The sequence below is a fragment of the Enterobacter sp. DTU_2021_1002640_1_SI_PRY_ASU_LCPMC_013 genome, from assembly GCF_032389435.1.
Classification (GTDB): Bacteria; Pseudomonadota; Gammaproteobacteria; order Enterobacterales; family Enterobacteriaceae; genus Enterobacter; species Enterobacter hormaechei_C.
This window is the reverse complement of record NZ_CP135594.1, coordinates 3,360,358-3,373,481: the sequence shown is the minus strand read 5'-3', so window position 1 is coordinate 3,373,481 and position 13,124 is coordinate 3,360,358. Positions and strand designations below refer to the sequence as shown.

The 13,124-nt window shown below is 60.0% G+C and carries 13 protein-coding genes; 8 read left to right on the top strand and 5 right to left on the bottom strand.

Annotated elements, in window-relative coordinates; all coding sequences use genetic code 11:
• Positions 1 to 53: 53 nt before the first annotated feature.
• Positions 54 to 1,058, bottom strand: coding sequence for a chemotaxis protein (locus tag RS584_RS16110; RefSeq protein ID WP_315748335.1), 1,005 nt, complete (start codon positions 1,056 to 1,058; stop codon positions 54 to 56).
• Positions 1,059 to 1,122: 64 nt separating this feature from the next.
• Positions 1,123 to 2,040, bottom strand: a complete 918-nt coding sequence (rnz, locus tag RS584_RS16105) for a ribonuclease Z (protein ID WP_315748334.1) — start codon at positions 2,038 to 2,040, stop codon at positions 1,123 to 1,125.
• 71 nt (positions 2,041 to 2,111) lie between these two features.
• Here rnz and RS584_RS16100 point away from each other — a divergent pair, with 71 nt between their 5' ends.
• The 8 genes from RS584_RS16100 (at position 2,112) to menE (ending at position 10,023) form a co-directional block, all read left to right on the top strand.
• A complete protein-coding gene (locus RS584_RS16100; RefSeq protein WP_017383427.1) occupies positions 2,112 to 2,576 on the top strand; it encodes a GNAT family N-acetyltransferase in 465 nt (154 codons plus the stop codon).
• Between the two features lie 50 nt (positions 2,577 to 2,626).
• The gene (elaB, locus tag RS584_RS16095; protein WP_017693006.1) at positions 2,627 to 2,932 is read left to right on the top strand and encodes a stress response protein ElaB; all 306 of its coding nucleotides are present in this window, start codon (positions 2,627 to 2,629) and stop codon (positions 2,930 to 2,932) included.
• An 86-nt stretch (positions 2,933 to 3,018) separates the two neighbouring features.
• Positions 3,019 to 4,314 (top strand): isochorismate synthase MenF, encoded by a 1,296-nt coding sequence (menF, locus tag RS584_RS16090; RefSeq protein WP_315748333.1) that lies wholly within the window; start codon positions 3,019 to 3,021, stop codon positions 4,312 to 4,314.
• A gap of 88 nt (positions 4,315 to 4,402) precedes the next feature.
• Entirely contained in the window at positions 4,403 to 6,073 is a 1,671-nt protein-coding gene (menD, locus tag RS584_RS16085; protein WP_315748332.1) for a 2-succinyl-5-enolpyruvyl-6-hydroxy-3-cyclohexene-1-carboxylic-acid synthase, read from the top strand.
• Complete coding sequence (gene menH / locus RS584_RS16080; RefSeq protein ID WP_315748331.1) at positions 6,070 to 6,846, top strand: 2-succinyl-6-hydroxy-2,4-cyclohexadiene-1-carboxylate synthase; 777 nt, start codon at positions 6,070 to 6,072, stop codon at positions 6,844 to 6,846. Before menD ends, menH begins: the two co-directional genes overlap by 4 nt.
• A complete protein-coding gene (gene menB / locus RS584_RS16075) occupies positions 6,843 to 7,700 on the top strand; it encodes a 1,4-dihydroxy-2-naphthoyl-CoA synthase (protein ID WP_003859452.1) in 858 nt (285 codons plus the stop codon). The genes menH and menB overlap by 4 nt, the downstream gene beginning before the upstream one ends.
• Complete coding sequence (gene menC, locus RS584_RS16070) at positions 7,700 to 8,665, top strand: o-succinylbenzoate synthase (protein ID WP_163313250.1); 966 nt, start codon at positions 7,700 to 7,702, stop codon at positions 8,663 to 8,665. Before menB ends, menC begins: the two co-directional genes overlap by 1 nt.
• Positions 8,662 to 10,023, top strand: coding sequence for an o-succinylbenzoate--CoA ligase (gene menE, locus RS584_RS16065; protein ID WP_315748330.1), 1,362 nt, complete (start codon positions 8,662 to 8,664; stop codon positions 10,021 to 10,023). The genes menC and menE overlap by 4 nt, the downstream gene beginning before the upstream one ends.
• Here menE and RS584_RS16060 read toward each other — a convergent pair whose 3' ends face one another.
• Genes RS584_RS16060 through RS584_RS16050 form a run of 3 tightly spaced genes read right to left on the bottom strand, consistent with a single transcriptional unit; the run spans position 10,024 to position 12,973 of the window.
• Positions 10,024 to 11,538 carry a tripartite tricarboxylate transporter permease gene (locus RS584_RS16060; protein ID WP_104469198.1) on the bottom strand — a complete coding sequence of 505 codons (1,515 nt, stop codon included), beginning with the start codon at positions 11,536 to 11,538 and terminating at the stop codon, positions 10,024 to 10,026.
• An 11-nt stretch (positions 11,539 to 11,549) separates the two neighbouring features.
• A complete protein-coding gene (locus RS584_RS16055) occupies positions 11,550 to 11,981 on the bottom strand; it encodes a tripartite tricarboxylate transporter TctB family protein (protein ID WP_003859443.1) in 432 nt (143 codons plus the stop codon).
• Positions 11,982 to 11,992: 11 nt separating this feature from the next.
• Positions 11,993 to 12,973 carry a Bug family tripartite tricarboxylate transporter substrate binding protein gene (locus RS584_RS16050; protein ID WP_315748329.1) on the bottom strand — a complete coding sequence of 327 codons (981 nt, stop codon included), beginning with the start codon at positions 12,971 to 12,973 and terminating at the stop codon, positions 11,993 to 11,995.
• Between the last annotated feature and the right edge of the window lie 151 nt (positions 12,974 to 13,124).

The window sequence follows — 13,124 nt, the reverse complement described above, 5'->3', positions numbered from 1 at the left end:
ACGCTTGCAGGGCCTACGGGTTTTGTAGGTCGGGTAAGCGAAGCGTCACCCGACTAAGCTAACTGCTTCCTGCTTATAAGCGGCCCTTCAATCTTCTTCATCGAGCGGTCCAGCACCTCTTCAATTACCGACGCCAGCTCGTTCAGCTCAAACTTCGCCACATAGCCGTCCGCCTTCACTTTGCGAATATGATCTTCGTTCGCGTTGCCGGAAAGAGACGAATGGATCACCACCGGAATATCTTTCAGTACCGGGTCGGATTTGATTTTGCGCGTCAGCGTAAATCCGTCCATCTCCGGCATTTCGAGGTCGGTTAATACCAGGGCAATCTTATCGGTAACGGGAACGCCCTCGGCCTGTGCCTGCGCGGCCAGCTGAGTGATTTTCTCCCATGCGTCTTTGCCGGTGATATGCAGCTGGGCCGGGATCTCCATCGCCTGCAATCCCTTCTCCAGCATTGAGCGCGCTACTTTTGAATCTTCTGCAACAATCGCGACAGAGCCAGGCTTGATGTTGAATTTGGTGGTTTCCAGATGGGTGGCGTGCAGATCGTGGTTCGCCGGGGTGATGTCGTACAGGATCTGCTCCACGTCCAGCACCATCGCCAGATCGTTGGTATCGGTCTTCTCGTCCAGACAGGCAATGCTGGTGATGTAGCGACCGCTGACGGCGGTTTCCGCGGCGTGCACCTGCTTCCAGTCCAGACGCATGATGTTTTCCACCGATTCTACGGCAAACGCCTGCACGCTGCGGGCATATTCGGTGATCAGCAGGATGTTCAGCCCGGTGGCTGGTTTGCAGCCGGCGACGGCGGCCAGATCGATCACCGGGATCACCTGGTCACGAATGTTCACCATCCCCATCAGCGGAGACTTCATTCCCGCCGGTTTGGTGAAGGTCGGCATCGGCACAATTTCGCGCAATTTGAATACGTTGATGCCGAACAGCTCGGATTTATTTTCGTTCAGAGAGGTGCCAAGACGGAACAGCAACAGTTCAAAACGGTTGGACAGGGTCAGGTTTGCCCTGTCATCAATATCTTTCTGGAAATTATCCATTCTACCCTCAAGAGAAATGCTGGCCTTTTAATCGTTATCGGCACGCTGAGGGAAAAATGAAGGACTAAACGCTGACCTGAGCAAAATCTTCCGCCAGCTCGCATGCCGGAAATACTTCCCGGCACTCTGCCAGCAGGCTTTCAGCGCCGCGGACGTCATAGCGTGAGCTGACGTGAGTAACAATCAGTTTCCGGACGCCAGCCTCACGTGCCAGCTGCGCCGCCTGACGCGTAGAGCTGTGCCCCCGGCTGTTGGCTTTTTCTTCCATCGCCGCTTCCAGCGTCGCCTCATGCACCATCACATCTACACCTCTGGCAAGCCTGAGCGCCGAAGGGCAGGGGGCGGTATCCCCAAAAATAGCCAGTTTTTTGCCCGGCTGCGGTGGGGCGAGGTAATCCTGACCGTTGATGACGCGCCCGTCTTCCAGCGTGACGATCTCGCCGTGCTTCAGACGCTGGAACAGCGGGCCTGGTTTCACCCCATCGGCCTGCAACGCGGCGGCGTTCAGCGCCCCGGGCTTGTCATGCTCCTCAACGCGATAGCCGTAGCATTCCACCGGATGGTTAAGCGGGTAAGCGCGCACCAGGTAATCTCCGTCATCGAACACCAGACCTTCGCCGATCTCCACCACCTCCAGCGGATAATCGGTCCATGAGCCGCTCAGGCGCAGCGTGGTTTCAACGAATTCCTGAATACCCGCGGGGCCATAAATGGTCAGCGGGTTAGCGTTACCGGCCATCGAACGGCTGCACAGCAGGCCCGGCAGGCCAAACAGATGGTCGCCGTGCAGATGGGTGATAAATATTTTATCCACTTTCCCCGGGTGGTATGAGGTATGCAGCAGCTGATGTTGCGTACCCTCGCCGCAGTCAAACAGCCACAGCCCACCGCGGGTAGGATGCTTAAGATCCAGCAGAATCGCCGTCACGTTTCGTGAGCGGGTTGGCACCCCGGCGGACGTACCCAGAAAAATCAGTTCCATAACGCAATCAGCCCTTTGCCGAATGGGAAGGGGTTTAGTATAACGTGATGAACCCCAGGAAGGAGAAACACATGATCCAGTGGCAAGATCTACACCACAGCGAACTGACCGTGCATTCACTCTACGCCCTGCTCAAGCTGCGCTGCGAAGTCTTTGTGGTTGAACAAACCTGCCCGTATCAGGATATCGACGGCGATGACCTGGTCGGCGAGAACCGGCACATCCTCGGCTGGCGCGATAACGAGCTGGTGGCGTATGCGAGGATTCTGAAAAGCGAAGAGGATTTTGACCCTGTCGTCATTGGCCGCGTCATTATCAGCGGCCGCGCGCGCGGTGAAAAGCTGGGCTATCAGCTGATGGAAAAAACGCTGGACGCATGCCAGAAACAGTGGCCGGACAAGGCGTTATACCTGGGCGCGCAGGCGCATTTGCAATCATTCTATGGTCATTTTGGTTTTACCCCGGTCACGGACATTTACGACGAAGACGGCATCCCACACATCGGCATGGCACGCGAAGCGAAACAGGCGCAATAGCAAGACCTTGTCTATAGTTACCGGACTGGTGTACTAACATGGAGAAAAATATGTCATTTCAATCCTGGGATACCCGAGTCGACGACGACCTGACGCTGCTGAGCGAAACGCTGGAAGAAGTGCTGCGCTCTTCAGGCGATCCTGCCGATCAGAAGTACATTGAGCTCAAAGCCCGCGCCGAGCAGGCGCTGCATGACGTGAAAAACCGCGTCAGTAACGCATCCGACAATTACTACTACCGCGCTAAGCAGGCGGTTTATCGTGCTGACGATTATGTGCATGAAAAACCGTGGCAGGGCATTGGGGTCGGTGCGGCCGTAGGGCTGGTGCTGGGTCTGCTGTTAGCCCGTCGTTAAGCCGGTAAACCACTCCCTACACGTGGGTACTGCTATTTATCGTCAGTACCCCGTATAATATAAGGCTTTAACAGGGAGAGGTTCGCGTGCACTCGATTTTCCTCGCGCTGCAAAGCCTGCGCACTCAGCTTGCGCAAGCATTGCCTGCTACACCCGGTTTACGCCATTTCGATGTCTCTTTCCCGTTAAACGACGCCTTCGATCCGCTGGCCTGGCTGGGTGTGCAGCGATGCTATCCTCAGTTTTACTGGCAACAGCGCAGCGGCGATGAAGAACTTGCCGCGCTCGGAAGCCTCGCCCATTTTGATTCTCTGGCCTCGGCCTCGCGTTTTTTGCACACCCACGACGTAGCCAATGACACCCGTATCTGCGGCCTGAACGCCTTCAACCCGGCGCAGGGCAAGCTGTTTTTACCGCGCCTTCTCTGGCGACGGTCTGGCGGGGTCGCCACGCTGCGTCTGCAACTGTGGAGCGAAACGTCGCTGCGGGAAGATGCCCGTGAGGCGCTGAATTTTGTCGATAACCTGCGCGACGCCGCGCCGATCCGCCCGTTGTCCGTGCAGATTGTGCAGGAAACCCATCATCCGGAAAAACCGGAATGGCTGGCGTTGATTCGTCAGGCGACGGATACCCTTGCTCGCGGCGATTTTGAGAAAGTGGTCCTCGCACGTGCTACAGACGTGCAGTGCCAGCAGCCCGTGAACGCCATCGCGCTGATGGCTGCCAGCCGCGCGCTAAACCTCAACTGCTATCATTTTTGTATGGTCTTTGACGCCAGCAACGCGTTCCTCGGCTCGACGCCCGAGCGCCTGTGGCGGCGACGCGGCACGCTGCTGCGTACTGAAGCGCTGGCAGGCACCGTCGCCAGCCATTCTGACGATAAGCAGGCCCAGCGTCTGGGCGACTGGCTGATGAATGACGACAAAAATCAGCGGGAAAATATGCTGGTGGTGGAAGATATCTGCCAGCGTCTTCAGCACCATACCCGGACGCTGGAGATCCTGCCTGCGCAGGTGCTGCGTCTGCGCAAGGTGCAGCATTTACGCCGCTGTATCTGGACCGAACTTAAACAGCCTGACGACGAACAGTGTCTGCATATTTTGCAACCAACGGCGGCGGTGGCCGGGCTGCCGCGACAGGCGGCGCGAGAATTTATTGCGAAAGTGGAGCCGTTTGACCGGGAGTGGTACGCCGGGTCGGCGGGCTATTTATCGCGCGATCAAAGCGAATTCTGTGTGGCATTACGCTCCGCCCGCGTTCACGACGCTGCGCTGCGTCTTTATGCGGGGGCGGGCATCGTCAGCGGCTCCGATCCGGAGCAGGAGTGGCAGGAGATCGAAAACAAGGCCGCCGGGCTGCGTTCCCTTCTCCTAAGGGATTAATACTGATTCGTGCAATCCCGATTCATATCAAAATTCTGACTTTTTCTATTATTTATACTGTGTCGCATTCTTGATACTGGACAATCTCATGTCAGTAAGTTCTTTTAACCGACGCTGGGCGGCGGTGATCCTTGAAGCCCTGACCCGTCATGGTGTCAGGCATGTGTGTATTGCCCCGGGCTCTCGCTCCACGCCGCTCACCCTTGCTGCCGCGGAAAACCGGGCTTTTATTCACCACACCCATTTTGATGAGCGGGGTCTGGGCCATCTGGCGCTCGGGCTGGCGAAAGTCAGCAAAGCGCCCGTGGCGGTGATAGTCACCTCCGGCACGGCGGTGGCGAACCTCTATCCGGCGCTGATAGAAGCGGGATTAACCGGCGAAAAGCTGATTTTAATCACTGCCGACCGTCCCCCGGAACTTATTGACTGCGGTGCTAATCAGGCGATTCGTCAGCCTGGCATTTTTGCCTCGCATCCTTCACAGACGGTCTCGTTGCCGCGCCCCACCCAGGATATTCCCGCCAGCTGGCTGGTCTCAACCCTCGACCACGCCATGAACGCACTGCGCAGCGGCGGGCTGCACATTAACTGCCCGTTTGCCGAGCCGCTGTACGGTGAAATGAACGATACTGGCCTCGTCTGGCAACAGCAGCTGGGAGGCTGGTGGGAGAGCGAAAAACCCTGGCTGCGCGAGCAGACGCATCTGGAAAGCGCAAAACAGCGCGACTGGTTCTTCTGGCGCCAGAAGCGCGGCGTGGTGATTGCCGGGCGGATGAGTGCGGCGGAAGGCAAGCTGGCGGCGGAGTGGGCACAAACGCTTGGCTGGCCGCTGATTGGTGACGTGCTTTCCCAGACGGGCCAGCCGCTGCCCTGCGCCGACCTCTGGCTGGGTAACGCGAAAGCGGTTACCGAGCTGGCGCAGGCGCAGATTGTCGTCCAGCTGGGATCGAGCCTGACGGGGAAGCGTCTGCTCCAGTGGCAGGCCACCTGTACCCCAGAAGAGTACTGGCTGGTGGATCCGCTCGAAGGACGCCTTGACCCGGCGCACCATCGCGGCCGCCGCCTGGTGAGCGATATTGACAGCTGGCTGGAATTGCATCCGGCGGAAAAACGCAAACCCTGGGCGGCGGAGATCCCGGCGCTGTCACGTCAGGCGTGGGAACTCACAAAAGCGCAGTGCGAGGCGTTCAGTGAAGCCGGGCTGGCGCACCGTATCCGCAAATATCTTCCCGAACAGGGACAACTTTTTGTCGGTAACAGCCTGGTGGTGCGCCTGATTGACGCCTTTTCGCAGCTGCCGGCGGGATATCCGGTGTACAGCAACCGGGGCGCGAGCGGCATTGACGGCCTGATCTCCACCTCCGCTGGCGTACAGCGGGCCAGCGCGAAATCCACGCTGGCGATTGTGGGGGATCTCTCAGCGCTCTACGATCTCAATGCGCTGGCGCTCCTGCGTCAGGCGTCGGCCCCGTTCGTGCTGATTGTTGTGAACAATAACGGCGGGCAGATTTTCTCGTTGCTGCCGACGCCGCAAAGCGAGCGTGAGCGCTTCTATCTGATGCCGCAAAACGTGCAGTTCGAACACGCCGCCGCCATGTTCAGCCTGAAGTACCATCGCCCGGAAAACTGGGACGCGCTGGAGACGGCGCTGAACACCGCCTGGCGGCAGCCTGGCGCGACGCTGATTGAGCTGGTGGTAAACGATGCTGACGGCGCGCAGAAGCTGCAACATCTGCTTGCGCAGGTGAGTCACCTGTGATCCTCGCAGGCGTCTCCCAGCCAGGAAAACCAGGCTACCCCTGGCTGGTTTTCCTGCACGGTTTTTCCGGCGACTGTCGCGAGTGGCAGGCTGTCGGGGCGTCGCTGCATGACTACCCCCGGCTCTACCTTGACCTGCCCGGGCACGGTGGTTCAGCGGATACGGGCGTGACGGGGTTTGCAGAGGTAAGTGAGTTGCTCTCGCATACCCTTGTTAGTTACAACATACTAAGATACTGGCTAGTGGGGTACTCCCTCGGCGGCCGCATTGCGATGTTCCATGCCTGTCAGCATCCTGCGGGGTTGGACGGGCTGATGGTGGAAGGTGGACACCCGGGCCTGCAAGACGCCGATGCGCGCCAGGCCCGGCTGATCTCTGACCGCCGCTGGGCGTCACGGTTTCGCAGTGAGCCGCTGGAGGCCGTCTTTGCCGACTGGTATCAACAGCCGGTCTTTGCCTCACTTACGGATGATCAGCGCAGGGCGCTGATCGCGCTGCGCAGCCGGAACAACGGCCCGAGGCTGGCAGAGATGCTGGAGGCCACCTCGCTTGCCGTTCAGCCTGATTTACGTCCCGCGCTCATCGCGCGTGATTTTTCTTTTGACTATCTCTATGGCGAACGTGACGGGAAGTTTGCAGCCATCGCCGCTGAACTTAACGCCACACGTCATGCTATCCCTCACGCCGGACACAACGCCCACCGGGACAACCCGGACGCGGTTGCCGCGAGTCTGGCTCAGATACTGCGTTATCGAACAAAGGACACGCTATGATCTATCCTGATGAACACATGCTTTACGCGCCGGTTGAATGGCAGGACTGCTCCGAAGGCTACACCGACATTCGTTACCACAAATCCGCCGATGGTATCGCCAAAATCACCATCAACCGTCCACAGGTGCGCAACGCATTTCGTCCGCTGACCGTAAAAGAGATGATCCAGGCGCTGGCGGATGCCCGCTACGACGACACTATCGGCGTCATCATCCTCACCGGGGAAGGGGAGAAAGCCTTCTGCTCCGGCGGCGATCAGAAAGTCCGCGGTGACTACGGCGGATACCAGGATGATGCGGGCACGCACCACCTGAACGTGCTGGATTTCCAGCGCCAGATCCGCACCTGTCCAAAACCGGTGGTCGCGATGGTGGCAGGGTATTCCATCGGCGGCGGTCACGTGCTGCACATGATGTGTGACCTGACGATCGCGGCGGAAAATGCCATTTTCGGTCAGACTGGCCCGAAAGTCGGCTCTTTCGACGGCGGCTGGGGCGCGTCCTATATGGCGCGCATTGTCGGTCAGAAAAAAGCCCGCGAAATCTGGTTCCTGTGCCGTCAGTACAACGCCCAGGAAGCGCTGGATATGGGGCTGGTTAACACCGTGGTGCCGATCGCCGATCTGGAAAAAGAGACCGTGCGCTGGTGTCGCGAAATGCTGCAAAACAGCCCAATGGCGCTGCGCTGCCTGAAAGCGGCCCTCAACGCCGACTGTGACGGTCAGGCGGGCCTTCAGGAGCTGGCAGGTAACGCCACCATGCTGTTCTATATGACCGAAGAGGGTCAGGAAGGGCGCAACGCGTTCAACGAAAAACGCCAGCCGGACTTCAGCAAATACAAACGGAACCCGTAATGCGTTGCGCGCAGGTTTACCGCTGGCAGATACCGATGGACGCGGGCGTGGTGCTGCGTGAACGGCGGTTAAAAACCCGTGACGGCTTTTGCGTGCATCTCCGGCAGGGCGAGCGGGAAGGGTGGGGCGAAATCGCCCCGCTTCCGGGTTTTAGCCTGGAAACGCTGGACGAGGCGCAGGCTGCGCTGATGGCCTGGACGTACGAATGGCGTGAGGGAGCAGATCCGGCGCTGCCGGACGTTCCTTCCGCCGCGTTCGGCATCAGCTGTGCGCTGGCAGAGCTGGACGGCAGTTTACCAGACGCGGCGAACTATTGCGCCGCGCCGCTCTGTACCGGCGATCCGGATGAACTTTTCGCGCTCCTTTCCGCGATGCCTGGCGAGAAGGTGGCGAAAATAAAGGTTGGCCTGTACGAAGCAGTGCGCGACGGAATGGTGGTTAACCTGTTACTGGAAGCCATTCCCGATCTACACCTGCGCCTGGACGCCAACCGCGCCTGGACGCCGCTCAGGGCGCAACAGTTTGCGAAGTACGTCAACCCGGCGTACCGCAGCCGCATAGCGTTTCTCGAAGAGCCGTGCAAAACGCGCGACGACTCGCGCGCCTTTGCCCGGGAAACCGGCATTGCCATTGCCTGGGATGAGAGCCTGCGCGAAGCCGATTTCGCGTTTGCCGCCGAGCCGGGCGTCAGGGCCGTGGTGATTAAGCCAACGCTGACCGGCAGCCTCGACAAGGTGCGCGAGCAGGTTGCGGCGGCCCATGCCGCAGGGCTGACGGCGGTGATCAGTTCATCCATCGAATCCAGCCTCGGGCTGACGCAGCTGGCGCGCATCGCTGCATGGTTAACGCCGGACACCGTTCCCGGTCTCGATACGCTAAACCTGATGCAGGCCCAGCTGATTCGCCAGTGGCCTGGCAGCACCTTGCCGTGCCTCGACGTCGGGGCGCTGGAGCCACTGCGATGAGTTTTACCGACTGGCCGTGGCGGCACTGGCGCACCCGGCGTGCCGATAAACCCGCGCTGCGTTTAGACGATGTAACGCTCAGCTGGTCTCAGCTGGGCGAGCGTATCGATCGTCTCGCAGCCGGTTTTCAGTCTCAGGGCGTTACGGACGGTGACGGCGTCATGCTGCTCGCCCACAACCATCCGCAGACCCTGCTGGCCTGGCTGGCGCTGCTTCAGTGCGGCGCCCGCATTTTGCCGGTGAACCCTCAGCTTCCCCGTTCGCTGCTGGACGTCCTCCTGCCGCAGATGACCCTGCGCTTTGCGCTGGTGCTTAACGGTGAGTATGACGGTCTGCCCGGGCTGGTATTAAGAGAGGGCGAGAGGCAGGGCGGCGTGACGTGGCGGGCAGAACGGCTGGCCTCAATGACGCTCACCTCTGGCTCCACCGGCTTGCCGAAAGCGGCGGTGCACACCTGTGCCGCCCACCTTGCCAGCGCAAAGGGCGTGCTGGCGCTGATGCCTTACGGCGGTAGCGACGACTGGCTGCTCTCTCTGCCGCTGTTTCACGTCTCCGGTCAGGGGATTTTGTGGCGCTGGTTGCAGGGCGGAGGCCGTCTCACCGTGCGTGAAAAACAGCCGCTGGAGCAGGCGCTACAGGGCTGTACCCACGCCTCGCTGGTGCCAACGCAGCTGTGGCGGCTGCTTAATTCACACCATCCCGTCGCGCTGAAAGCCGTGCTGCTCGGCGGGGCGGAAATCCCCGTTGCGCTGACCGAACAGGCGCGCGAGCAGGGGATCCGTACGTTCTGCGGCTACGGTCTGACCGAGTTCGCCTCCACCGTCTGCGCCAAAGAGGCCGACGGCGCGCCGGACGTGGGCAGCGCGCTGCCGGGCAGAGACGTTCAGGTGGTGAACGGTGAAGTCTGGCTCCGGGCGGAAAGCATGGCGGCGGGCTACTGGCGAGACGGCGCATTATTGCCGCTGGTCAATAAGCAGGGCTGGTTTGCCACCCGCGATCGCGGCGAGTGGCATGACGGACGCCTGACCATTCTGGGCCGAATGGACAATCTCTTTTTCAGCGGTGGAGAAGGGATCCAGCCCGAAGCGCTGGAGCGCGTTATCGCCACGCATCCGCAGGTAAGCCAGGCGTTTGTCGTTCCGCTGGATGATGCCGAGTACGGGCAACGTCCGGTGGCGGTAGTGGAATGCGAGCCGGGCACGGATATCACGCTGCTGCCGGAGTGGGTTCAGGGCAGGCTGGCGCGCTTTGAGCAGCCGGTACACTGGCTGGCGCTGCCGTCAGAACTGAAAAATGGCGGGATTAAAATCTCCCGCCAGGCGTTAAAGCAGTGGGTCAATGCCCTGTTGAGGGGCTAATCAACCGATATCCGGCTGCGGTTTGTGCTGGCGTCGGCGGACCCAGCGCAGCACCGGCGGCACGACAATCACCATAATCGCCATTGCCAGCAGGATCTTCGTCACGCTGCTCTCCCACAGGATCCCCATGTTGCCGTTGCTGATGGAGAGGGCGCGGCGCAGGTTCTGCTCCAGCATTTCCCCCAGCACAAACCCTAAAATCAGCGGCGACATCGGGAAGTGCATCTTGCGCAGAATGTAGCCCAGCACGCCGAGCAGCACCATCAACACCAGGTCGAAGGTGGTGCTGTGCACCGCGTACACCCCAACCGCAGAGACGGCGGCGATGGCCGGGACCAGGAACCACAGGGGAATGGTCAGCATGCGGGTGAACAGGCCGATCAGCGGGATGTTCATTACCAGCAACATCACGTTGGCGATCAGCAGGGCGGCAATTAAACCCCAGACGATATCGGGCTGCTCGGTAAACATCGCCGGACCCGGGGTGATGTTATAGAGCGTCAGCGCGCCCATCATTACCGCCGTGGTGCCGGAGCCCGGCACGCCGAGGGTCAGCATCGGGATAAACGAGCCGCAGGCCGAGGCGTTATTCGCCGCCTCCGGCGCTGCCACGCCGCGGATATCGCCTTTGCCGAAGCTGTCGCTGTTACCGCTCAGCTTTTTCTCGGTCATGTAGGTGATAGCGCTGGCGATAGTAGCCCCCGCGCCGGGCAGAATGCCGACGAAGAAACCGATCACCGACGAACGCAGGGTGGCGCCCACACACTGCGCCCCCTCTTTGGCATTAAAGAGCATACGTCCGGTTTTACGCACCAGCGTCTGCCCGCTGCTGGTATGCTCCAGCATCAGTAAGATTTCTGAGACAGAGAACAGACCAATCACCACGACGATAAACTGCACGCCGTCGGAGAGATGAACGCTGTCGAAGGTAAAACGATAAACCCCGGTGTTGGCATCCACGCCGACGGTGGCCAGACTGAGGCCAATCAACGCAGACAAAAACGACTTCAGCGGATTCTGCGCCATCATGCTGCCGAGACAGGCGATGGCGAACACCATCAGGGCAAAATACTCGGCCGGTCCAAACGCCAGCGACCACTGGGCCAGCGCCGGGGCGAAGAGGATGATGCCGCCAATGGCGATCAGGGAGCCAAAGAACGAGCTGACGGCAGAAATAGAGAGCGCCACGCCGCCGCGCCCCTGCTGCGCCATCGGGTAGCCATCCAGCGCGGTCATAATGGCGGCGGCATCGCCGGGCACGTTAAGCAGAATCGAGGAAATACGCCCCCCGTATTCGCAGCCGATATAAACCGTCGCCAGCAGGATCAGCGCCGATTCCGCAGGCAGGTGTAGCGCAAAGGCCAGCGGCAGTAAAATCGCCACGCCGTTGATAGGGCCAAGGCCCGGCAGCAGGCCGACGATGGTCCCGACGAAACAGCCGATCAGGGCGATCACCAGGTTTTCCGGGGTCATCGCTACCGCGAACCCCTGAGAGAGATAGATCCAGGTATCCATAGCGTGCTCCGTTAGTTAAACCATGCGCCGAGCGGCAGGGTCACGTCCAGCAGGCGGTCGAAGGCGTACCAGAGTAAAATGCCCAGTACGACCCCGGAGATCCCCGCCGCAGGCAGCGAGGCGTTAAACAGTATGCCAATCACCATCGTCAGCAGGGCGGTGGCAATCGGGAAGCCGAGCCACTCAAAGCCCCACGCATACATCAGCAGAACAATTACCATTACCAGCAGACGTTGCAGCGTACGGCGTGGCGGCCACTCCACGGTATCCGGATGGCGCAGCAGCAGCGCCACCGAGCAGAGCAGCATCAGGCCGACAATGCCGACGGGGAAGGGGCGTGGCCCCACGGGTTCATAGCTGTATTCACTGTGGATCTGCCAGGCGACGAACATGCCGCCAATGCAGAGCAGCAGCCAAATCCCGGCAAAAATGCGATCGCTCATAGCGCCTCCGGTTATTTCGCCAGACCAAAGGCTTTCGCCTGATCGCGGTAGTCATTCACCTGTTTTTTGACATACTCGTCCAGCTGCTTGCCGTTCAGGTTGAACTCAAACAGCCCGCGCAGATCGCGTTGTTTTTTGAACTCCTCGGTTTGCTGAAGTTTTGCAAAGGTATCCACCCACCACTGGTACTCGGCGTCGGTCACTTTTGGCCCGACGAAGAAGCCGCGGATGATCGGCCAGACCAGGTTATAACCCTGCTCTTTGGCGGTTGGAACGTCTGCCAGCTGGCCCGGCAGACGGTTTTCCGAGAAGACCGCCAGCACGCGGATCTTATCCCCGCTCAGGTAGGGCACCATTTCGCTGAGATCGCCCGATACCGCCTGGACGTGATTGCCCATCAGCGCCGTCACCGGCTCGCCGCCGCCTTCAAAGGCCACGTAACGCATCTTGTGCGGATCCACTTTGGCCTGCTGCGCCAGCAGCGCGGCTTTCATCCAGTCCTGGCTGCCGATAGAGGCGCCCGCGCCAATGACCACGCTGTTCGGATCTTTTTCCATGGCGGTCAGCAGATCTTTCAGGGATTTCCACGGAGAGTCCGCGCGCACGGCGATCATGCCGTAATCGGTGCCTACGGTGGCGAGCCAGCGCACGTCATTCACGTCATAACGACCAAATTTCCCCTGCGACAGGTTCAGCAGCGAACCGCCGGAGAAGGCCACCACGGTGCCCGCTTCGGCGGGGCGCTGCGCGACGATGGCGTTATAGGCTACCGCGCCCACGCCGCCGGGCATGTAGGTAACGCGCATCGGTTTCTCAATGGCCTTCGTCTCCAGCAGGCTGACCTGAATCAGCTTACAGGTCAGGTCGAAGCCGCCGCCGGGTTTGGCCGGGGCGATACATTCGGTACGGGATGGCGCGTCCTGCGCCTGGACGACAGAGGCACTCAACAGCAATGCGCTTGCAGCAAGGGTAGAAAGTAATTGTTTTTTCATCGTTTATCCTCACGCCGGAGAACCGGGAGTACGGGTACGGGTGTATTTTTTCTGATTATGTGAACCACCTTGTAGCGGTTCCGTTGCGTGATTGTTAAAACAATAACCTTTCATTTCCCTTTCACTGCGACACCAACTTTACAGGATGTGA

Coding starts and splice junctions, on each gene's coding strand:
- RS584_RS16110 (WP_315748335.1), bottom strand. CDS start 1,058: ATGGATAATTTCCAGAAAGATATTGATGACAGGGCAAACCTGACCCTG.
- rnz (WP_315748334.1), bottom strand. CDS start 2,040: ATGGAACTGATTTTTCTGGGTACGTCCGCCGGGGTGCCAACCCGCTCA.
- RS584_RS16100 (WP_017383427.1), top strand. CDS start 2,112: ATGATCCAGTGGCAAGATCTACACCACAGCGAACTGACCGTGCATTCA.
- elaB (WP_017693006.1), top strand. CDS start 2,627: ATGTCATTTCAATCCTGGGATACCCGAGTCGACGACGACCTGACGCTG.
- menD (WP_315748332.1), top strand. CDS start 4,403: ATGTCAGTAAGTTCTTTTAACCGACGCTGGGCGGCGGTGATCCTTGAA.
- menB (WP_003859452.1), top strand. CDS start 6,843: ATGATCTATCCTGATGAACACATGCTTTACGCGCCGGTTGAATGGCAG.
- menC (WP_163313250.1), top strand. CDS start 7,700: ATGCGTTGCGCGCAGGTTTACCGCTGGCAGATACCGATGGACGCGGGC.
- menE (WP_315748330.1), top strand. CDS start 8,662: ATGAGTTTTACCGACTGGCCGTGGCGGCACTGGCGCACCCGGCGTGCC.
- RS584_RS16060 (WP_104469198.1), bottom strand. CDS start 11,538: ATGGATACCTGGATCTATCTCTCTCAGGGGTTCGCGGTAGCGATGACC.
- RS584_RS16055 (WP_003859443.1), bottom strand. CDS start 11,981: ATGAGCGATCGCATTTTTGCCGGGATTTGGCTGCTGCTCTGCATTGGC.
- RS584_RS16050 (WP_315748329.1), bottom strand. CDS start 12,973: ATGAAAAAACAATTACTTTCTACCCTTGCTGCAAGCGCATTGCTGTTG.